Here is a 19,635-nt window from a genome sequence, read left to right on the forward strand (position 1 = left end):
CGATTCCGCCATTGCCTTTGTGAAGCTGCTGGAGAAAGCCGCATGAATATCCTGCACATCGATTGCAGTCCGCGACGCGAGTCGCACAGCCGGCAGCTATCGTCGGCAGTCGTCGACAAGCTCCTCTCGATCCTCCCCGACGCGAGTATCAGCCGCCGCGATCTGGGCTATGAACCGATACCTCACGCGGGCGCCGACTATGCCGCCGCGCTCGCGACGCCCGCGTCGCTGGCCGCGGCTGGACGCTCCGCCGACGCGCTAGTGCTCGCCGAGCAACTCATTGACGAAGTCGAGCGTTCCGATGTCGTTGTCATCGGCACGCCGATGAACAACTTCACGGTGCCGTCCGTTCTGAAGGCGTGGATCGATCAGATCCTCCGTGTGGGCCGCACGATGAAGTCGACACCAGCCGGCAAAGTGGGAATGCTTCAGGACCGCCCCGTGTTCGTCGCGATCGCTTCGGGTGGCGTGTTCGCTGGTGAGCGAGCCAATCAGCCGGATTTCCTGACGCCTTACCTCACCGCCGTACTCGGCTGCATCGGTCTCAATACAGTCCACTACCTGCCTTTGCAAGGCACAGCGTTTATCGATGAGGCTCGCGCCAACGAACTTCGCCGCTCGCTCGTCGCGACGATCGAACCGGCAATGGTCAGCCTCGTGCAGACCTCGCTTGAACAAGCGTCGAGCCGGTAACTTATCAGGAACGTTCGTCCTTGCGCGTCTCAATCGTGGAAAAGCTGTCGTCGACAACGATCAGCGTATGCTGGAGCGATCCTTGTTCGGGTCATTGCGCGGCCCAGGTCTGGGGCATCTGTGTCGCGCGTGTGGATGCCGTTTGCGTGCTGTCCGGTAAGCCGATACGCCGCGGGGATTCGATATTTCGTCCGCGTGTGTATCGATCGCAAGTGCCGCTCAATCGCCACCGCATGATCCTGGCTTCCGCAGTAGCTGGATTCCCCGAGAAACCATCCTTTTGAAAAGTACTAAAGTATGAGCACATGTATGAGTACATCGAGAAAGGTTGTCGTCGTTACCGGCGCCTCGCGCGGGATGGGCGCCGCGATCGTTCAGGCGTTTCTCGAACTCGACTGTGCCGTCGTTGCCACCTCGCGTTCGATCGAACCATCGGACGACGCGAACCTGCTGACGGTAGCCGGCGACATCGGCGACCCGGCAACCGCGCGACGTGTCATCGCCGAGGGCGTCGCACGATTCGGGCGGATCGATACGCTCGTGAACAACGCCGGCATCTACATCGGCAAGCCTTTTACCGAACACACCGCGGAAGACTATGCGGCGGTGATGAACGTGAACATGGCGGGCTTCTATTACATCACGCAGCTAGCGATCGCCGAGATGGAAAAGCATTCGAGTGGTCATGTGGTGAGCATCACGGCCAGCATCGATCAGGTCGCAATCAGCGGGGTCTACTCGGTCCTCGCGGCGCTGACGAAGGGCGGCATCAACGCGGCCACGAAGTCGCTGGCAATCGAGTACGCGAAGAAGGGAATTCGCGTGAACGCCGTCGCGCCCGGCAACATGGACACGCCGATGCACGCGCCTGAAATCCATGAAGCGCTGCGAGCTTTCAACCCCATCGGGCGCCTGGGTGAAACACGCGATATCGCCGACGCTGTCGTCTTTCTCGATTCGGCGCCGTTCATTACTGGAGAAATCCTGCACGTCGATGGCGGACAAAGCGCGGGCCACTGAAACGCTCTTCTCCATGCCGAAGCCTAACGGAGCCCTATGTCTCAAGTCGATTGGCTGAGCCACCTGCTGCAAATGATCACCATCACCGGCCGGCTGGAAGTCCGTTGCGCGTATGGTGCGCCGTGGCGCGTGGCCTGGCCGCAGGCCAGTGCGCAAGAGGTTCCCTATCACGTCGTGCTCAAGGGCCGGGCCATTATCGAGGACCCCGAGACAGACACGGCGCGCGAACTGGTAGCCGGCGATGTCGTGCTGCTGCCTCACGGCTCGGCGCACGTACTGCACGACGGCAGCGGACATGCGCCCCGACCTACGTGCGAACGCCGTGACTCCGCCGGTTTGATGTTCAGCGAGAACGACGGCCAGGGCGAGCGTCTGGACATGCTGTGCGGGCGATTTCTGATCGGGCCGCCTCATGATCGGCTGATTCGCAATTACCTGCCTACGAATGTCGTCGTCCGGACCCTGGAAGGTCACAGTGAAAAGGATGTGGGGTCTGCACCGAACCACCTGGCGAGTTTCGTGGGGATGATGCGCGAAGAGTCCACGGGCGACAAAGTCGGCGGATACGCGATCGTCAACGCCCTCTCCTCGGCGCTCTTCACGCTCGTGTTGCGCGAGGCGAGCGAATCGGAAGAAGCCCCTGCAGGCCTGTTGGCACTGGCCGGCAATCCACGACTCGCGCCGGCCATTTCAGCGATGTTCGCCGATCCCGCGCGGCCCTGGAACCTGCCTGAGCTAGCCGACTTATGCAGCATGTCGCGCGCCACTTTCATGCGGCACTTTCAGGACACGCTCGGGTGCTCGGCCGTCGATCTGTTGACCGATATCCGGATGAGCCTCGCTGCCAACGAGTTGAAGAAACCGATGATGACCACCGAGGCCGTGGCCGAGTCGGTCGGGTATCAATCGGTGTCGTCATTCCGCCGTGTATTCACCGAGAGGATGGGCATGACGCCGGGGCAATGGCGGCGGCTGGCGCGCAACGGCTAATAGCGGTCCCAGTGCCGGTCCCGAATCATCGCTTCGCGTCGACTTGATCCTTTTGGATACTTTATTGAGCAAATCCAGTCTCGAAAGCCGCATCGACGAGGGCTAAAGTGGAGGCTCCTAACCGCCTGACACAGCATCGACGCAACGCACGCTGATACGAGAGAGACCGACTTATGAGCGCACAAGCCTTCGAATTTGACGGACCGCACGGCTACCGGCTCGCCGGCAGACTGGAATTGCCGGACGGCCAGCCGCGTGGCTGGGCCATCCTCGCCCACTGCTTCACGTGCGGCAAGGACAGCCTCGCCGCCAGTCGCGTGGCACGAGCGCTCGCCGCTCACGGCATTGGCGTGCTGCGCTTCGACTTTGCCGGATTGGGTAATAGCGGTGGAAGCTTCGCCGACACGACTTTCGCCGCCGACGTGGACGACCTGGTTGCGGCGGGCAACGCGATGACCAGCGACGGCAAGCCGCCATCGATTCTGGTCGGCCATAGCCTCGGCGGCGCAGCCGTCCTGATGGCCGCGGGCCAGATGCCGGGCATTCGTGCGGTGGCCACGCTGGCCGCTCCGTTCGATACCCGCCATGTTCTGCATCAGTTCGCCCCGCAAAGCCTTGAAACCATCGAGGCGCACGGCGAAGCGGAAGTATTGCTGGCTGGCAGGCCGTTCGTCGTGCGCAAGAGTTTCGTCGACGACCTGGCGTGTCACAACCTCGAGTCGCGAATCGCCGGGTTGCGCATTCCATTGCTGGTGCTGCATTCGCCACTGGATTCGACAGTGGGCATCGAGAACGCCGCGCGTATTTTTGCGGCTGCGAAGCACCCCAAGAGCTTTATTTCGCTGGACAACGCGGACCACCTGCTGACGCGCCGCGCCGACGCCGATTATGCGGCCGCAATGATCTCGACCTGGGCCAGCCGGTATCTGATTTCCTGATTTGAATGACATGTGCTTTTGCGCTCCGGGTGGAGCGCAGGGACTCCCACGCCTGAACCTACCTTTCTACACACAGGAATCCTTATGAAAACCGAAATCAACATGACCAACGCCGTCATCGAATGCATTCTGAGCCGCAGCGCGGCCAAGTACTACGACCCGACCGCGACCTTGAGCGACGAACAGATCCACGAGCTCGTGCGGATCGGTACGAGTGCGCCGACATCCTTCCACTTGCAGAACTGGCGTTTTATCGCGGTACGTACGCCCGAAGCCAAGGCGCGACTGAGCCCGATTGCGTGGAACCAGCCCGCGGTCAAAGATGCAGCGGTGACTTTCATCGTCTGCGGCCAGTTGGTCGAAACCAGCGTGATTCCGGAGCGTCTTGCACCGCTGGTGGAAGCGGGCGTCATGCCTGCAACCATGGTGCCGGAGTGGGAAATCCCCGCACGCAATCTGTATATGGCGTACCCGCAGCGCCGTCGTGACGAGGCCGTGCGCACCGCGACTTTCGGCGCGGCGGCGATGATCTATGCAGCCCGCTCGATGGGCCTAGGTTCTACGCCGATGATCGGTTTCGATGACGAAGGCGTACACCGCGAGTTCGGACTGGCCGCGGACGAAGTACCGGTTCTGCTGTTGTCCGTAGGCGTGGAGCGAGCCGGAAACTGGGCGCAGAAGCCGCGCCGTCCCGTGGCCGAAGTGCTGGACCTGGTATGAAGTGAAAGACAGGCACAAGGTGTCGCCTGCTTGAATGGCAAACCCGCTTCGACCCGAAACCTGGGCGCGAAGCAAATCAACGGATGGTCTCCCAATGACCGTTCTCAATCTGTAAAACCAGCAATTAAGGATGACTACGATGGCAAGGACTACTACTTTAACGCCGGAACAGGTGCCGGCCGATTCGAAGCCGACGCTCGATGCGTTCACCAAAAATATCGGCTTCACGCCGAACATGATGTCGAGCTTCGCGCAAAGCCCGATCGCGTTCAACGCATGGGCCACGCTGCTCGGTTCGCTGAGCAAGGCACTCGACGTAAAGACGCGTGACAGCATCGGTCTCGTTGTCTCCGAGGTGAACGGCTGCAACTACTGCCTGACGGTGCACAGCTTTACCGCCGAGCATATGGCGAAGCTGCCGGCCGATGAAATCATTCTCGCCCGCAAAGGACATGCTGCCGACCCGAAGCGCGACGCCGCGGTTCAGTTTGCGCGCAAGGTCATCGAGACCCGCGGGCAAGTCAGCGACGCCCATCTGAAAGCCGTCCGCGATGCCGGCTACACGGATGCAAACGTGATGGAGATCGTCGCGCTGGTGGCCATGTACTCGCTGACGAACTTTTTCAATAACGTGTTCGATCCCGAGAAGGACTTTCCCCCGGTTACGCCGGCCGGCTCGATCTGAACTTTATTCCCTCGTCTGCGAGGGAATTGGGAAACAAGGCGGAAGAGCCGGTCATACGACGGCTCTGCCCCGCCGGCTTACCCAGGAGAACAAGCATGACACTCGATCATCCAATTTTCACGCGCTGGCCGGCGCGGCATCCTGATCGGCTCCAGCTCTTTTCGTTACCGACGCCCAACGGCGTGAAGGTCGGGATCATGCTTGAGGAAACGGGTCTTGCGTATGAGGCGCACCGCATCGACATCATGGCAAACGAGCACCATGACCCGGCTTTTCTCGCCCTCAATCCGAACGGCAAGATTCCGGCGATCTTCGATCCCGACGGTCCCGGTGGACGGCCGCTTGCATTGTTCGAATCGGGAGCGATCCTGATCTATCTCGCCGAGAAGACCGGGCAACTCCTTTCCACCGATCCCGTTACTCGCTACGAAACGATCCAGTGGCTGATGTGGCAGATGGGCGGTGTCGGGCCGATGTTCGGCCAGGTTGGCTTCTTCAACAAATTCGCCGGCAAAGCGTATGAGGACAAGCGCCCGCGCGATCGCTACGTCGCGGAATCAGCGCGGCTGCTCGGTGTTCTCGACCAACGGCTCGCGGGCCGCGACTGGGTAATGGGCGCTGAGTACAGCATCGCCGATATTTCACTGCTCGGCTGGGTACGCAACCTGATCGGCTTTTATGAAGCGCGTGAGCTTGTCGGCTTCGACCGCTTCTCGCATGTCGAGCGCTGGTTCGAGCGCGGTCTCGCGCGCCCGGCGGTGCAGCGCGGGTTGGCAGTGACCGCGGCCTGAAGCGAGGCTGTCGAAACGTTCTGTATAGCGAAGCATAAAGCCGCTCACATTCTTTTCAAGCGAGGATCTCCGTGATCGAAATCAACGCCGACGCAGAGGCGATCATCAAGCGGGCGATATTGTCATTCGTCGCGACGGTCAACGACGATGGAACGCCGAATCTTTCGCCGAAGGCATCGTTGACAGTCAGGAACGGTGTTCTCTACTTCGCCGATATCGCCTCGCCCGCGACGATACGAAACCTGAAACGCAAGCCCGCCGTCGAGATCAACGTAATCGACATCTTCGAGAGGCGCGGTTATCGATTCAAAGGTCATGCGTCGATCCTGCCGCCAGGCGATGACGAGTACTCGATGATCGCGGACTGGGTCCGCTCGACGAACGGCCCCGAGTACCCCGTCGATCACGTCGTCAGGATCGAAACGCTTTCGATCTCTCCGCTGCTGTCGCCGGCGCATGTATTCGCGGAGCCTGCTCGAACTCAGGATGAAATCAGGAACACTTACTATCAAAAGTACGGTGTTAAACGCATCGGCGAATAGGCGAATAGCGTGAGAAGTACTCGCGCAAGCCAGGAGAAAATCTATGCTATCGGTTGAGATCAAAGCCATTGAAAAGAACGACTTTGATATTTGGCTTCCTCTGTGGAAAGGCTATCAGCGATTCTACGAAGTGAATATCCCCGAGTCGGTGACGCTCGAAACATGGGCACGCTTCGTGGACCCGTTGGAGCCGATGCATGCGGCGCTTGCCATGATGGGCGAACACGCGTTCGGCCTGGTGCATTCCATCTACCATCGATCCACCTGGACAACCGCTAACTACTGCTATCTGCAAGACCTGTTTGTGGCAGCCGATGTGCGTGGCGGCGGCATCGGCCGCGCGCTGATCGAGCATGTTTATGCGGACGCGAAACGTCGCGGGGCGGCGCGTGTGCACTGGCTGACACACCGAACCAACGCTGCCGCCATGCGGCTTTATGAAAGCGTCGGACATCGCTCGGGCTTCGTCCAGTACCGGAAACTGCTCACCTGAAAATTCCCGTGCGGGATCTCATCAAGACTCCTGCGACACATCAAGCAACCACGCCTTCTTTGATCCTTTTGAGCATTTTATTGAGCAATTGCAGTCTCGAAACCCGCATCGGGCAAGCCTAAAGTGAAGGCTCCTAATGACCGACCCACAACCTGAATTGGAAACCCAAAATGTCTATTCCCACAGATCAGCTCCGTCTTCAAATCGCAGAGAAAAGCGCAGGATCGCTCTCTAGTCTGGCTCTACTCAGATGGGCGCTTGTCATCGTCTTTCTTTGGTTCGGCGCAATGAAATTCACCGCCTACGAAGCCAACGGCATCGCTCCGTTCATTATGCACAGCCCGATCATGAGCTGGTTGCATTCCCTGTTCGGAATTCAAGGGGCAAGCGACGTTATCGGCGTACTCGAACTGTCGACTGCGGCAGCGCTGACTATCGGAGCCTTCGTGCCCGTTTTCTCCGCATTGGGTGCAGCGATGTCGGCCGCGACCTACTTCATCACGCTGACTTTCTTCCTGAGCACGCCAGGCGTAGCCGAAGCGACGGCGGGTGGGTTTCCTGCAATTTCAGCCCTGCCTGGCCAGTTCCTTCTCAAAGATGTCGTTCTACTGGCTGCATCGCTTTCTCTCCTTGTGGCGTCCATTCAGGCCTCGTGGGCTAACGCTCAGAAGCCGTGACCTGGATGAACTTTCGATACCGCGATTAACGGTACCGCGCGAAGCATTCCACCCATGCAGATGAAGAGGAAAGCAAACGTGAACGAGTCCACTGAGATCGGCGACAGAATCGCCGACAAATCTTCGCAGCCCGACGAGCGCACTATCCGCGACTGGATGGGGCCGGAGGCTTTCGAGCATTGGGTCGAACTGCGGAGCTGGATCGACGCATCGTATCCCGGTGTTTTTGTGCCAGACTGGCTATATGGCGGCAAGAAGCGCGGTTGGTCGCTGCGCTACCGGAAGACCAAGGCGCTCTGCACGCTGTTGCCCGCATACAGGCTGTTGTCGGTTCTCGTGGTCCTGGGGCGAGCTGAACGGGAGAAGTTCGAGGCGCGGCGTTACTTCTGGAGCCCACAGTTGGTGAAGCTCTACGATGAAGCCCGCGCCTACCCCGACGGCAAATGGCTGACTGTCCCGATTTCATCCGCGGATGATCGGCATGAGGTGACCGAGCTGATGCGTATGAAGCGCCCTACGCTTTCACGCGATTGAATCGTACGTCGCGCAAGCCACGTTCTCTGTACCGGACATCATCCCGCGATCCGTACCGGTACTGTACCGGCAACGCTGGCTAGAATGGTCAAAATCTTCTAGCCTCGTTCCGGAGCCCGCCATGTCCTACCTCACGCTCAGCGCGCTGCCCGCCGGCATCCTGTTCGCGCTCGTCACCAGCATCACGCCTGGTCCGAACAACACGATGTTGCTCGCGTCGGGCGTCAACTTCGGTTTTCGCCGCACCTTGCCGCATATTTCAGGCATCAGCGCCGGCGTCGTGCTATTGATGCTGTCGGTCGGCGTCGGACTCGGCGAAGCCTTCGTGCATTTCCCGGTGCTGTACACGGTGCTCGAAGTGGCGAGCGTCGCCTACCTGCTATATCTCGCGTGGAAAATCGGCACGTCGGGCGAACTTAAGGTCAGGCAGGGCGAACGCCGGCCGATGAAGTTCTATGAAGCTATCGCGTTCCAGTGGGTCAACCCGAAGGCGTGGATGATGGTGCTGACCGCCGCCACGACCATCCATCTGAGCGAGAGCTACAGCATGAACGCGGTGGCGATGGCGGCGGTGTTCTATGTGATCGGCTTTCCGTGCATCTGCCTGTGGGCCGGGTTTGGCACCGCGATGCGGCGCGTGTTGTCCGACGCGAGGCGTCTGCGCGCTTTCAACATCACGATGGCGCTGCTGCTCGTGCTTTCGCTGTATCCGATCGCGCTGAAGCTGCTGGACGCAGCCCCCGCGTAAGCGTGTGAGAGGGGCGCCAGGCGATGCGCATCTAAACCGCCCCGCGTCCTACTCGCTCGATGAAGCGCCACAACGCATCGTCGGTCGAATAAGGGGCGTTGAAGCGAAACCATGCGCTCGGCGCGTCGTCCGGCCGGAAGTATGAGCCGGGCGCAAGCCAGATGCCGTGCTGGAGCGCGGCCGTCGCGACGTCGCCGGCAGACGCAGGATCAATCGGCAGGCGAGCCCACAGAAACAACCCCGCTCGCGGCCGATGAAACACTTCGAGCCCAAGCGAGTCGAGCCGCTCTTCGACGGTCGCATGCGCGAGCTTGAGCCGCTCGTTGACCGCTTCCACGTGACGCGCGTAGCGGCCCTCGAGCAGCACCTTATCGACAATCCGCTCGATCGCCTCCGACGACGTCAAGCCCACCGCCATCTTCGTGCGCGCCAGTTCGCGCAGCACCGCGCGCTCCGCGACCACGTAGCCACAGCGCAAGCCAGGCGTCACCGTCTTCGAAAAACCGCCCACATACAGCACGCGCTGCAAGCCTTCCATCGCGGCAAAAAGCGGCGCGCCGGACGGCGCCAGTTCGCGGCTCACGTCGTCCTCGATCACCCACATGCGCTGACGCTCCGCGATCTGCAGCAGGCGGAACGCCGCCGACATGCCGAAGGTCGCGCCGGTCGGATTCTGCAGCGTCGTGTTGACGAAAATGGCCTTCGGCTTGTGCTCCGCGACGAGCGCTTCGAGCACCTCGGTATCGACGCCCGCGGCTGTGCGCGGCACGCCATGCACGACGAGTCCGGCGAGCTTGAGAATCTGCAGCAGGTTGCAATAGCCGGGATCTTCCACGATCACCGCGTCGCCCGCGCGCAGCAACGTGCGCACGATCAGATCGAGCCCTTGCGTCGCGCCCTGCGTGAGCAGCACGTTGGACACGTCGACGGGCAGGCCGCGCCGGTCGAGCTGCTCGGCGATGCGCTCGCGCAACGGCGCGAAGCCGTAGGGATGCCCGTAATCGCCGAACCGCGCGGCAGGCACCCGGCTCATCGCGCGCAACGCATGCTGCAAACCGGTCTCGTTGATCCATTCATTCGGCAGCCAGCCGCCGCCGGCCTTGATCGGCACCGAATGGTCGGCGAATACGTCGGACAGAAGCCAGGTCGCGGTGAGGCTCGGCGGCTGCCAGTCGGTCACGGCCGCTCGCGGCGCAGGCGAGCGCGCCGCCACGCGATAACCGGAGCCGCGCCGCGCGACCACGAGCCCCATCGACACCAGACGGTTGTACGCCTCCGTCACCGTGAAGGTGCTCAACTCATGCGTCTGCGCGAGTTGCCGCACCGACGGCAGCAGCGCGCCCGCGCGCAGCGACTGCGCTTCGATGGCTTGCGCGAAGCCTTGCACGACCTGGTCGACGAGCGTGGGAGCGGCGCGCCGGTCGCGCTCGAGATTCAATTCGATCATGGTCGGGGATGTGGACTCGGAACGAAAAAGCCGGCCGCGACGCGCGGCCCGAAGCGGATCGCGTCGGCACAGTTACCGCCGATCCACCAACACAGTTAGCGCGACACCGCGTCAACTGTTTATGCCGCCATTAAACCGCGAACGCTACAGTTTTGGCTACGCCCAAAGGAAGTCCCCTTGGCAGACGCCCCGAAGCAACTATTCTTGGGGGACGCCCAAAGGAAGTCCCTCTTGGGAAACCACTTCGAGGAGAAACCCATGACTTCGCGCCCCGTCATCGACGATCTGTCGTCTTTCTGGATGCCGTTCACCGCCAACCGCCAGTTCAAGGCCGCGCCGCGCCTGCTGGAATCGGCGAAAGGCATGTACTACCGCAGCACGGACGGCCGCGAAGTGCTCGACGGCTGCGCGGGCCTATGGTGCGTGAATGCGGGCCACAGCCGCGACGAGATCGTCGCCGCGATCACGAAGCAGCTTTCCACGCTGGACTTTGCGCCGACGTTCCAGATGGGCCATCCGCTCGCGTTCGAAGCAGCCACGCGGGTCGCCGAGCTGATGCCCGAAGGCCTCGACCGCATCTTCTTCACGAACTCGGGTTCCGAATCCGTCGACACGGCACTAAAAATCGCGCTCGCCTATCACCGCTCGCGCGGCGAAGCGCAGCGCACGCGCCTGATCGGCCGCGAGCGCGGTTATCACGGCGTGGGCTTCGGCGGGATTTCGGTCGGCGGCATCGCGCCGAACCGCAAGACGTTTTCCGGCGCGCTGCTGCCGGCCGTCGATCATCTGCCGCACACGCACAATCTCGAGCAGAACGCGTTCTCGAAGGGTCAGCCGGCGTGGGGCGCGCATCTCGCCGACGAACTGGAGCGCATCGTCGCGCTGCACGATGCGTCGACGATTGCCGCGGTGATCGTCGAACCGGTCGCCGGCTCGACGGGCGTGCTGATTCCGCCGCAAGGCTACCTGCAGAAGCTGCGCGACATCTGCACGAAGCACGGCATCCTGCTGATTTTCGACGAAGTGATCACGGGCTTCGGCCGCGTCGGCAAGGCCACGGCCAGCGAATATTTCGGCGTGACGCCCGACCTGATCACGATGGCGAAGGCGATCAACAACGCGTCGATCCCGATGGGCGCGGTCGCGGCGAGCCGCACAGTGCACGACACGATCGTCAACGGCGGCACACAAGGCGCGATCGAGCTGTTCCACGGCTACACGTATTCGGCGCACCCGGCCGCGGTCGCCGCCGCCATCGCGACGCTCGACCTGTATCGCAGCGAGGGCCTGTTCGAGCGCGCCGCGTCGCTCGCGCCGACGTTCGAAGCCGCCGTTCACTCGCTGCGCGGCGCAAAGCATGTGAAGGACATCCGCAATCTCGGGATGATCGCCGGCATCGAACTCGAATCGCGCGACGGCGCACCGGGCGCGCGCGCTTACGAGGCGTTCGTCAAATGCTTCGAGGCGGGCGTGCTGGTGCGCTTTACGGGGGACATCCTGGCGTTTTCGCCGCCGCTCATCATCAACGAAGAGCAGATCGCGCATCTCTTCAAGACGGTCGGCGACGTGCTGGCCACGGTGCAGTAAGGCGACAGCGAACAACGGCGCGCAGGTCGCGCGCCGTCCGCCGTCAGTGATGCTGATGCGCGCGCGCAGCGCGTGTCTGCGCCGCCTTCTTCGCCGCGGCTGAACGTCCGGCTGCGCCTTTCGTCGCGGCAGCCTTCTTCGCCGCCGCCGAGCGGCTCGCGGCCGGCCGCTTGGCCGCCGCCGACTTCGCCTGCTTCGACATCGCCGAGTGCGACGCGCCGGCCTTGCTTTCGCGCTTCAGCACATTGGTCGAGGTGCGCGAGCGCTTCGCCGTCGACTCCTTGCTGGCGGTCTTTTTCGCGGCGCCCTTCTTGTGTCCCGCGGCGCTGTCCTTCTCCGCCTTCTTGCGGGTCGCCTCGCTCGTGCTGCCCTTCTTCGGCGCCTTTAGATCGACGCCCGCGCGACGCGCCTCCGACAATCCGATCGCAATCGCCTGTTTCGGCGAGCGCACGCCGTGCTTGCCGGCGCGCACCTTGTCCACCTGTTCCTTGACGAACTCTCCAGCTTGCGTGCTCGCCGACTTGCCGGCGCGTTTGTCGGCTTCCGCACGCTTGAGGGTTTTCTTCTCGGGCATGACAGTTCTCCGGTTGACTGTGGCCCATGCAGTGAAGCAATGGCTGTGCCGCAGCGCTGAGACACTTCGCCAGGACTCGCGCCGTTCACGGGGACGGCGTATGGTGTGGTCAAGGGCCGGCGCACTGGACCGGTCCGAATGGGAGACACTGATGAAGATCCCCACCGTGCGCGCAGGCGCGCATATCGAAGGCGTTCACTGGATCGCGGAATACGCGGAAGACGTCCACGAAATTCGCATCTTCCGCGAAGGGCAGGAAATCGACGTGCACGACGCGCCTTCGTCGCTGTTCGGCGACGAGGAGAACGCGGGCTCGAAAAGCACCGCCGACCATCGCGCGGTCGAAGCGGCGGTGCTGGCCTACTTGCGGCGCTTCGTGGCCGAGCACGACGCGGAGGAATAGCCGCCGAGGCCGAGGCCGACGGCGACGCCTGCTTACTCGCCGGGCCGCAGCTTTTTCACGTCGGCATCCGACGGCTGCACGCTCGCGCCGTCGATGTAGCGATACGACGTCATCACGCCCTTGCCGTCCTTCAGACCGGTGACGCCGACGTAAGCGCCCATCGTCGACTGATTGTCCTGCGCGCGATAGGTGATCGGCCCGAACGGCGTGTCGACGGCGAGACCCTTGAACGCGGCCGCGAGCTTGTCGGTATCCGCGGAACCGGCCTTTTTGATGCCCGCAGCGATCGACATCAGCGCCGAGTAGCCGACCACCGAGCCGAGCCGCGGGTAGTCGTGATACTTCGCCTGATAGGCGTCGACAAACTTCTTGTTCGCCGGAGTGTCAATCGAATACCACGGGTAGCCCGTCACGATCCAGCCGGCCGGCGCTTCGGCGCCCAGCGGATCGAGATAATCCGGCTCGCCCGTCAGCAGCGACACCACCGTGCGGTCCTTGAAGAGGCCGCGCGTATTGCCCTCGCGCACGAACTTGCCGAGGTCGGCCCCGAACAGCACGTTGAAGATCGCGTCGGGCTTCGCATCGGCGAGAGCCTGCGTGACCGCGCCCGCATCCACGTTGCCGAGCGGCGTGGCCTGTTCGGCGACGAACTGCACGTCGGGTTGCGCGGCGGTGAGGAGCTTCTTGAACGTCGCGACCGCCGACTGCCCATACTCATAGTTCGGATAGACGAGCGCCCAGCGCTTTTTCTTCAGCTTGGCCGCTTCGGGCACGAGCATCGCGACCTGCATATACGTGGAAGGACGCAGACGGTACGTGTATTTGTTGCCGTCGGCCCAGACGATCTTGTCCGTCAGCGGTTCGGCGGCGAGGAAGAAGATCTTTTTCTGCTTCGCGAAATCGGTGAGCGCGAGGCCGGTGTTCGACAGGAAACCGCCGAACAGCAGTTGCACCTGTTCACGCGCGATCAGCTCCTGCGCGACGCGAATGGTGTCGCCGGGGTTGCCGTTGTCGTCGCGCGAAACGACTTCGAGCTTTTTGCCGAGCACGCCGCCCGCGCCGTTGATCTGCTCGAGCGCGAGATTCCAGCCGTTCTTGTAAGGCCCGAGAAAGGCCGGCTGCGCCTTATAGCTGTTGATTTCCCCGATCTTGATGGTCTGCTGGGCATTGGCGCCGAAGGCGGCGAATGAAACAACCGTCGATAGCGTCAGGCGAGAGATCCATCGTGCGCGCGTGGTCATGCGTTTCTCCGTATCAATGGGATTGCGGGAATGCGTTGGTCTTCTAACAGGCTGTTCTATCAGGCGTTGCGGCGGCGTTCAAGCGGCCGGGCGGGCAGTGGCTCGTGCGTTCGTTCTTGCGCTTACTGTTGCGTTCGTTCTTGCCCTCACTCCGCGCTCGCCGTCGCGCGAATCCTCGCGACGCTTGCCGCCACATTCTGCCAGGCAGGCTTGCCGCCCGCGAATTGCTGCCGCAGATACGACACCAGCTCGGCGACCTGGGCGTCGTTGAAACTGTCGCGATAAGCCGGCATCGTACCGAGTTCGGGCCGCGCAGGCGAGCCGATGCCGTCGAGAATCACGCGGATCAAGTTATCGGGCGTCGCGCCATGCAGGTTCGTGTTGAGCGCAAGCGACGGATGCGCGCCAAACAGTTGCGGCCCGCTGCCGGTGTGATGACAGGCCGCGCAAGCGCCGTCGAACAGCCGCGCGCCGACGCTGGACGGCGCGCCGTTGATCGTGCTCGCCGCTTCGTATTGCCGCGCCATCGCCGCGACATCGACGTTCGGTTCCACTGGCGCGAGCGACGCGAGATACGTCGCCATCGCGCGAATATCGCTGTCGGGCAGCGCCGCGAGATCGGCGACGACGGGCGCCATCGGTCCCGCCGCGACGCCGTGCAGCGGCGCATGGCCGAAGCGCAAATAGCGGAACAGCTCGTCCTCGGTCCACGGCACCGGCGCGTTCGATAGCGACGATAACGCGGGCGCTTCCCAACCTTCCGCGCTGCCTCCGCCCATGAAGGCCGCGCCGCTTTTCTCGGCGCCGAACGCATTGCGCGGCGTGTGACACGCGCTGCAATGCCCGAGCCCGTTGACGAGATACGCGCCGCGATTCCATTGCGCGCTTTGCGTCGCGCTGGCGGTGAACGTGTTGCGCCCGAGGAAGAGGCCGTTCCAAGCCGCCATCAACGGACGCGCGCTAAACGGAAACGGCAGCTTCGTTTCCGGCGGACGAAAACGCACAGGCGTTTGCGACATCAGATACGCGTAGAGCGCGTTGAGGTCGTCGTCGGAAGTATTTTTGAAGGACGTGTACGGGAACGCCGGATAGAGCCGATGCCCGTCGCGGCTGACGCCTTCACGCATCGCGCGGACAAACGCTTCGAGCGACCATGCGCCGATGCCCGTCTGCACATCCGGCGTGATGTTCGTGCTGTAGACGGTGCCGAACGGCGTCTCAAGCGGCTTGCCGCCCGCGTTCGGCACGCCGTTCTTCGCGGTGTGGCAGACCGCGCAATTGCCAAGCGACGCGAGCACCTTGCCGCGCGCAATCAGCTCGGGCGCGAAGGCGCTCGCGAGCGGCGGCGTGATCGGCGCGAGAGCGGACGGCGCCAGCGACAACGCGCCGAGCCAGCCCGCCGCGCCAGCCGCGAACGCCCCTAGAAAACCGAGCCGCCAGCGCTTTTTCCTGCGCGCGGCGGCCTCCTCTGCTTGTGCATCGGCGAGCGCCGCGCGAATCGTTTCGGGCGTGAACGGCGGCCTGCGAAAACGCACGCCGGTCGCGTCGTACAACGCGTTGGCAATCGCCGCCGCGCCGGGCAGCGACGCGGATTCGCCCGCGCCCATCGGCGGCTCGCCGTGACGCGGCATCATCACGACGTCGATCACCGGCACTTCGCGAAACGTGAGAATCGGATACGCGCCCCACTCCTGGCTCGTCACCGCGTTGCCGCCGAACGTCACGCGTTCTTTCAGCGCGCGGCTCGTCGCCTGGATCACGTTGCCGTGAATCTGGTGACGCACGCCGTCCGGGTTGATCGTCGTGCCGTTGTCCTGGCCGACCACGACGCGCGTCACCGCGAGTTCGCCGCTTCGGCGATTGACTTCGACGTCGGCGACCCACGCGCACCACGCGGCGCCGAAGCCGGGGAATTTGCTGTGCACGTAGCGGGCGTAGGCGATACCGCGGCCTCGTGCGATGTCGCCTTGGTCGCTTTGTTCGCCTCGTTCGTGAGCCTCAGCGTCAGTGGCTTCGCGCACGCGCGGCTGCCAGCCCGCGCGCTCGGCCACCGCTTTCACGAGATCGGCCGCGCGCGGGTCGCGCAAATGCTTCAGCCGAAACTCGACCGGATCGGCGCCCGCTTCCACTGCGAGTTCGTCGATGAACGACTCGTGCGCGAAAGTGTTCGGCAACGCCGACACGCCGCGCAGCCACGACGCGCGAACAATAGGCGGCGTGTCGTCGCAGACGACGCGCATCGCCTCGTAGTCGTACGGCGGCACGGCCGTGCGGTCGCCCATCTCGAACACCTGCGGCTCGCCGGACAGCGTGCCGGTCAGCAACAACGCCAACGTGGGCGCATCGTTCGATGGATAACGCGTCGCGAAGTCGTAAGCCGCGAGCTCGCCCTCGGCGCTCAACGCGCCGCGCACGTCCATCAATTGCGCGGCGCCCTTCGGCTCCCACGCATGCTCGTCCTCGCGCGACAGTTGCACGCGCACCGGCGCGCCGGCCGCACGCGAGAGCAACGCGGCGTCGGCGGCGACATCGTCCGCGCAATTGCGGCCGTAGCAGCCGGCGGCATCCATGCGCACGATCTCGATGTGCGCTTCGTTCATGCCCATCAGCAACGCGAGGTCCGCGCGCAGCGAATGCGGATTCTGCGTGCCGGACCATACCTTCAACGCACCGTCGCGATAGTCGGCCACCGCGCACGACGGTCCAATCGACGCATGCATCTGAAACGGCCATACGTACGTGCGATTCAACGTGCGAGTGGGGTCGCGTGAAAGCGCGGCGTCGACATCCCCGCCGATTAAAAGCTCGCGCCGCTTCGCAGGATTCGCGCGCAATGCGGCTTCCACTTCCTCGCTGGTATCCAGCGGCGGCAAGGCTTCGGTGGTTCTCCATTGCACGTCGAGCCGCTTCGCGGCCTGCTGCGCGATTTCCTCGCGCTCCGCCACGATGCCGACGAAGTCGCGTATCACCACGACCTTGACGATGCCGGCCATGTCGCGGATCGACTCTTCATCGACACGCAGCAAACTGTTACCAATGAAGTTGCCCTGCGCGATGCCCGCATACGGCGGACGCACGACGCGCCCATGCAGCATGCCAGGCACGCGCACATCGTGGACGAAGCTCAATTCGCCCGTTGCCTTTGCGGGAATATCGACACGCGGCGCATGCTTGCCGACGATGTTGTATGCGGTCGGGTCTTTGAGCGGCGCGTCGGTAGTCAACTGGAGTTCGATGCGTTGCCCCGCGATGAGCTCGCCGTAGGCGATGCGCTTTGCACTCCCACTTGCATTTGCATCGTCGCGTTCGAACACGATGCCATCGCGCACATCGAGCTTTTTCACGTCAACGCCAAGCCGCATCGCCGCCTGCTCAACCAGCCATTGCCGCGCCTGCGCCGCGGCGTGCCGCAACGGCACGGCCGTTATCTGAAGCGTGGCGCTGGCAATCGTCGGCCCCTGATTCGGCGTCTCGTTCGTATGACCGAGCACGATCGACACGCGCGTCAACGGCACATCGAGTTCTTCCGCGACGATCTGTGCAAGCGCGGTGCCGATGCCCGTGCCGAGATCGACGTGGCCGTTGAACGCGATCACGCTGCCGTCGTCGCGCACGGCGAGGAACATGTCGGCGTCAGTGGGCATGAACGACGACCGCGAGCCCGGCTGACCGGCCGCCGGTTGAACCGGCGCTTGCGGCGGCCGCGTGACGATCAGCACGCTCTGCGCGTCGTAGAGTTGTTTGCGCGACGGCGGTGCCGCGCGTCGATCGACGCTGAAGTCCGGTCCCGTCATGCGCTCGCCTCTTTATCAGCGGTCTCTTGAACGCGCTTCTGCGTGGCGAGCAATTCAGCGGCGCGCTGCACGGCCCGCACGATTTCCACATGCGTGCCGCAACGGCACAGGTTGCGCGACAACTCGCGGCAAATCGTCTCGACGCTCGGATGCGGATCGCGCTCGAGCAGCGCCTTCGTCGTCATGATCATGCCGCTCAGACAATAGCCGCACTGCGCGGCCTGTTCGTCGATAAACGCCTGTTGCACCGGATGCAGCGCGGTACGCGTGCCGAGTCCTTCGAGCGTGGTGATCTCGTGCCCCAGCGCCACCTTCGCCGTGGTCACGCAGGCGCGCGTCGGCATGCCGTCGAGCAGCACCGTGCACGCGCCGCACTCGCCCAGGCCGCAGCCGAATTTCGGACCATTGAGCGCGAGGTCGTTGCGCAGCAGGTAAAGCAAAGGCGTGTCCGCGCTGGCGCAGACGACATGCGTCGCGCCGTTGACCTGCAACGCGAGCGGCGCCGGACCGTTCATGAGCGCGCCGACCGCGCTCTAAGACGCGCATTCATAGCACCACCGGCACTTCGGTCGCGGGCGGCGTATTGCGGCTGCGCCGGCAACGGATCAAGCCGTCGATCATCACCATGCCCACGCCTGGAATATCGCCGAGTTGCACGCTTTCGAGCAGCGTGTCCGCGGCCGTATGCTGCGCGCGGTCCATGAAGACGAGGTCGGCGGGACGGCCCACTTCGATCAGCCCCTGACGCAAGTTGCGTTGCCGCGCCGTGTTGCCCGTCGCGAAGCAGAACGCGATTTCCGCAGGCACGTCGGCGAGGCTCGAAATCAACGCAATCATGCGCAAGATGCCGAGCGGCTGCACGCCCGAGCCGGCCGGGCTGTCGGTGCCGAGGATGATCCTGTGCGGGCATTTGAGTTCGATCGCATGACGCGCCGTCAGCAATGCAATGCGTTCGTTGCCGTTATGAACGATTTCGAGCGCGCGGCTCGACTGCTCGCACAAGTCGCAAACATGGCGATAAGACAGCGACGTATGCCCGCCGTTGACGTGGCCGATCACGTCGGCGTCGGCCGCAAGCACCACGTCGCGGTCGATCAGCCCCGAGCCCGGAATCGACGGACCGCCCGTATGAATCGTGCTCTGAATGCCGTACTTGCGCGCCCACGCGACCATTTGCGCGGCTTCCTCGCCGGCCTTCACGCTGCCGAGACCGACTTCGCCCAGCAGCTTCACGCCGGCTTCGGAGAGCTCCTTGAAGTCCTCTTCGACCATGCCTTTTTCGATCACCGGCGCGCCCGCCATCACCTTGACGCCACCGCCGACGCCCGCCGCACGCATGCCTTCGAACGAACGCTGCGCGGTGATCGCAAGCGCCTTCACGCCGAGCACATCTTTCGGACGGCCAGGTAAATGCACTTCGCCCGCCGAGATCATCGTCGTCACGCCGCCGTTCAGATTCGATTCGATCCAGCCGAGCTGATTCTGACGCGGCGTCCAGTCGCCGAATACCGGATGCACATGCGAGTCGATCAGGCCAGGTGCTACCGTCGTGCCCTTGCAATCGACGGTAGTGCGCGCGCCTTCGAGGTCGCAGTCCGCTTCCTTGCCGATCGCGACGATCACGCCGTCGTCGATCACGAGCGTATCGGCGTCGAGAATCGGCTGATCGATGTCGCCGGATAACAGCAGGCCGATGTTCGTCACCGCGACCTTGCCGGACAATCCTGTCAACGTCTCTGCTGCCATCTGCCTCTCCTT

21 protein-coding genes are annotated in these 19,635 nt (G+C 63.3%); 15 read left to right on the forward strand and 6 right to left on the reverse strand.

From position 1 onward, the window contains the following. The first annotated feature begins 42 nt into the window (after positions 1-42). The 13 genes from CUJ91_RS28095 to CUJ91_RS28155 all read left to right on the forward strand — a co-directional run bounded on the left by CUJ91_RS28095 (position 43) and on the right by CUJ91_RS28155 (position 8,831). On the forward strand, positions 43-693 hold the full coding sequence (locus tag CUJ91_RS28095) for an FMN-dependent NADH-azoreductase (RefSeq protein ID WP_107706891.1): 651 nt from the start codon (positions 43-45) through the stop codon (positions 691-693). Positions 694-713: 20 nt separating this feature from the next. Then, positions 714-977 (forward strand): DUF3331 domain-containing protein, encoded by a 264-nt coding sequence (locus CUJ91_RS28100; protein ID WP_081652980.1) that lies wholly within the window; start codon positions 714-716, stop codon positions 975-977. A gap of 25 nt (positions 978-1,002) precedes the next feature. Continuing rightward, positions 1,003-1,713 (forward strand): SDR family NAD(P)-dependent oxidoreductase, encoded by a 711-nt coding sequence (locus CUJ91_RS28105; RefSeq protein WP_107706892.1) that lies wholly within the window; start codon positions 1,003-1,005, stop codon positions 1,711-1,713. Between the two features lie 36 nt (positions 1,714-1,749). Continuing rightward, positions 1,750-2,703 carry an AraC family transcriptional regulator gene (locus CUJ91_RS28110; protein WP_114157684.1) on the forward strand — a complete coding sequence of 318 codons (954 nt, stop codon included), beginning with the start codon at positions 1,750-1,752 and terminating at the stop codon, positions 2,701-2,703. A gap of 173 nt (positions 2,704-2,876) precedes the next feature. Then, a complete protein-coding gene (locus CUJ91_RS28115; protein WP_114157685.1) occupies positions 2,877-3,641 on the forward strand; it encodes an alpha/beta hydrolase family protein in 765 nt (254 codons plus the stop codon). Positions 3,642-3,725: 84 nt separating this feature from the next. Continuing rightward, positions 3,726-4,361, forward strand: coding sequence for a nitroreductase family protein (locus tag CUJ91_RS28120; protein ID WP_114157686.1), 636 nt, complete (start codon positions 3,726-3,728; stop codon positions 4,359-4,361). 139 nt (positions 4,362-4,500) lie between these two features. Continuing rightward, entirely contained in the window at positions 4,501-5,046 is a 546-nt protein-coding gene (locus tag CUJ91_RS28125; protein ID WP_114157687.1) for a carboxymuconolactone decarboxylase family protein, read from the forward strand. A gap of 95 nt (positions 5,047-5,141) precedes the next feature. Next, positions 5,142-5,837, forward strand: coding sequence for a glutathione S-transferase N-terminal domain-containing protein (locus CUJ91_RS28130; RefSeq protein WP_006049577.1), 696 nt, complete (start codon positions 5,142-5,144; stop codon positions 5,835-5,837). Positions 5,838-5,908: 71 nt separating this feature from the next. After that, positions 5,909-6,379, forward strand: coding sequence for a pyridoxamine 5'-phosphate oxidase family protein (locus CUJ91_RS28135; RefSeq protein WP_006049578.1), 471 nt, complete (start codon positions 5,909-5,911; stop codon positions 6,377-6,379). Between the two features lie 43 nt (positions 6,380-6,422). Continuing rightward, positions 6,423-6,872 (forward strand): GNAT family N-acetyltransferase, encoded by a 450-nt coding sequence (locus tag CUJ91_RS28140; protein WP_114157688.1) that lies wholly within the window; start codon positions 6,423-6,425, stop codon positions 6,870-6,872. A gap of 170 nt (positions 6,873-7,042) precedes the next feature. Then, on the forward strand, positions 7,043-7,549 hold the full coding sequence (locus CUJ91_RS28145; protein ID WP_006049580.1) for a YkgB family protein: 507 nt from the start codon (positions 7,043-7,045) through the stop codon (positions 7,547-7,549). Between the two features lie 54 nt (positions 7,550-7,603). Continuing rightward, complete coding sequence (locus tag CUJ91_RS28150; RefSeq protein WP_374710169.1) at positions 7,604-8,083, forward strand: DUF3788 domain-containing protein; 480 nt, start codon at positions 7,604-7,606, stop codon at positions 8,081-8,083. Positions 8,084-8,204: 121 nt separating this feature from the next. Next, entirely contained in the window at positions 8,205-8,831 is a 627-nt protein-coding gene (locus CUJ91_RS28155; RefSeq protein ID WP_107706895.1) for a LysE family translocator, read from the forward strand. A gap of 31 nt (positions 8,832-8,862) precedes the next feature. Here CUJ91_RS28155 and CUJ91_RS28160 read toward each other — a convergent pair whose 3' ends face one another. Then, positions 8,863-10,278, reverse strand: coding sequence for an aminotransferase-like domain-containing protein (locus CUJ91_RS28160; protein ID WP_114157689.1), 1,416 nt, complete (start codon positions 10,276-10,278; stop codon positions 8,863-8,865). 258 nt (positions 10,279-10,536) lie between these two features. On the opposite strand from CUJ91_RS28160, the gene aptA reads away from it, so the two are divergent. Next, positions 10,537-11,865 (forward strand): omega-aminotransferase AptA, encoded by a 1,329-nt coding sequence (gene aptA, locus CUJ91_RS28165; RefSeq protein ID WP_114157690.1) that lies wholly within the window; start codon positions 10,537-10,539, stop codon positions 11,863-11,865. A 43-nt stretch (positions 11,866-11,908) separates the two neighbouring features. Here aptA and CUJ91_RS28170 read toward each other — a convergent pair whose 3' ends face one another. Then, the gene (locus tag CUJ91_RS28170; RefSeq protein WP_114157691.1) at positions 11,909-12,439 is read right to left on the reverse strand and encodes a DUF6496 domain-containing protein; all 531 of its coding nucleotides are present in this window, start codon (positions 12,437-12,439) and stop codon (positions 11,909-11,911) included. Positions 12,440-12,590: 151 nt separating this feature from the next. On the opposite strand from CUJ91_RS28170, the gene CUJ91_RS28175 reads away from it, so the two are divergent. Next, entirely contained in the window at positions 12,591-12,842 is a 252-nt protein-coding gene (locus CUJ91_RS28175) for a hypothetical protein (RefSeq protein WP_006049586.1), read from the forward strand. Between the two features lie 32 nt (positions 12,843-12,874). On the opposite strand, the gene CUJ91_RS28180 is transcribed toward CUJ91_RS28175, so the two are convergent. The 4 genes from CUJ91_RS28180 to CUJ91_RS28195 form a co-directional block, all read right to left on the reverse strand. Further along, positions 12,875-14,083 carry an ABC transporter substrate-binding protein gene (locus tag CUJ91_RS28180; protein WP_053859988.1) on the reverse strand — a complete coding sequence of 403 codons (1,209 nt, stop codon included), beginning with the start codon at positions 14,081-14,083 and terminating at the stop codon, positions 12,875-12,877. A gap of 146 nt (positions 14,084-14,229) precedes the next feature. Further along, entirely contained in the window at positions 14,230-17,877 is a 3,648-nt protein-coding gene (locus CUJ91_RS28185) for a molybdopterin cofactor-binding domain-containing protein (RefSeq protein WP_114157692.1), read from the reverse strand. Beyond that, positions 17,874-18,392, reverse strand: a complete 519-nt coding sequence (locus tag CUJ91_RS28190) for a (2Fe-2S)-binding protein (RefSeq protein ID WP_114157693.1) — start codon at positions 18,390-18,392, stop codon at positions 17,874-17,876. The genes CUJ91_RS28185 and CUJ91_RS28190 overlap by 4 nt, the downstream gene beginning before the upstream one ends. Before the next feature lie 31 nt (positions 18,393-18,423). Next, positions 18,424-19,623, reverse strand: a complete 1,200-nt coding sequence (locus CUJ91_RS28195; RefSeq protein ID WP_107706901.1) for an amidohydrolase family protein — start codon at positions 19,621-19,623, stop codon at positions 18,424-18,426. Positions 19,624-19,635: the final 12 nt, after the last annotated feature.

It is taken from the genome of Paraburkholderia graminis (assembly GCF_003330785.1).
GTDB lineage: Bacteria > Pseudomonadota > Gammaproteobacteria > Burkholderiales > Burkholderiaceae > Paraburkholderia > Paraburkholderia graminis.

Bases quoted from the DNA above. Each gene is read 5' to 3' on its own strand.
- CUJ91_RS28095 (WP_107706891.1), top strand. From the start codon at position 43: ATGAATATCCTGCACATCGATTGCAGTCCGCGACGCGAGTCGCACAGC.
- CUJ91_RS28105 (WP_107706892.1), top strand. From the start codon at position 1,003: ATGAGTACATCGAGAAAGGTTGTCGTCGTTACCGGCGCCTCGCGCGGG.
- CUJ91_RS28110 (WP_114157684.1), top strand. From the start codon at position 1,750: ATGTCTCAAGTCGATTGGCTGAGCCACCTGCTGCAAATGATCACCATC.
- CUJ91_RS28115 (WP_114157685.1), top strand. From the start codon at position 2,877: ATGAGCGCACAAGCCTTCGAATTTGACGGACCGCACGGCTACCGGCTC.
- CUJ91_RS28120 (WP_114157686.1), top strand. From the start codon at position 3,726: ATGAAAACCGAAATCAACATGACCAACGCCGTCATCGAATGCATTCTG.
- CUJ91_RS28125 (WP_114157687.1), top strand. From the start codon at position 4,501: ATGGCAAGGACTACTACTTTAACGCCGGAACAGGTGCCGGCCGATTCG.
- CUJ91_RS28130 (WP_006049577.1), top strand. From the start codon at position 5,142: ATGACACTCGATCATCCAATTTTCACGCGCTGGCCGGCGCGGCATCCT.
- CUJ91_RS28140 (WP_114157688.1), top strand. From the start codon at position 6,423: ATGCTATCGGTTGAGATCAAAGCCATTGAAAAGAACGACTTTGATATT.
- CUJ91_RS28145 (WP_006049580.1), top strand. From the start codon at position 7,043: ATGTCTATTCCCACAGATCAGCTCCGTCTTCAAATCGCAGAGAAAAGC.
- CUJ91_RS28150 (WP_374710169.1), top strand. From the start codon at position 7,604: ATGCAGATGAAGAGGAAAGCAAACGTGAACGAGTCCACTGAGATCGGC.
- CUJ91_RS28155 (WP_107706895.1), top strand. From the start codon at position 8,205: ATGTCCTACCTCACGCTCAGCGCGCTGCCCGCCGGCATCCTGTTCGCG.
- CUJ91_RS28160 (WP_114157689.1), bottom strand. From the start codon at position 10,278: ATGATCGAATTGAATCTCGAGCGCGACCGGCGCGCCGCTCCCACGCTC.
- aptA (WP_114157690.1), top strand. From the start codon at position 10,537: ATGACTTCGCGCCCCGTCATCGACGATCTGTCGTCTTTCTGGATGCCG.
- CUJ91_RS28170 (WP_114157691.1), bottom strand. From the start codon at position 12,439: ATGCCCGAGAAGAAAACCCTCAAGCGTGCGGAAGCCGACAAACGCGCC.
- CUJ91_RS28175 (WP_006049586.1), top strand. From the start codon at position 12,591: ATGAAGATCCCCACCGTGCGCGCAGGCGCGCATATCGAAGGCGTTCAC.
- CUJ91_RS28180 (WP_053859988.1), bottom strand. From the start codon at position 14,083: ATGACCACGCGCGCACGATGGATCTCTCGCCTGACGCTATCGACGGTT.
- CUJ91_RS28185 (WP_114157692.1), bottom strand. From the start codon at position 17,877: ATGACGGGACCGGACTTCAGCGTCGATCGACGCGCGGCACCGCCGTCG.
- CUJ91_RS28190 (WP_114157693.1), bottom strand. From the start codon at position 18,392: ATGAACGGTCCGGCGCCGCTCGCGTTGCAGGTCAACGGCGCGACGCAT.
- CUJ91_RS28195 (WP_107706901.1), bottom strand. From the start codon at position 19,623: ATGGCAGCAGAGACGTTGACAGGATTGTCCGGCAAGGTCGCGGTGACG.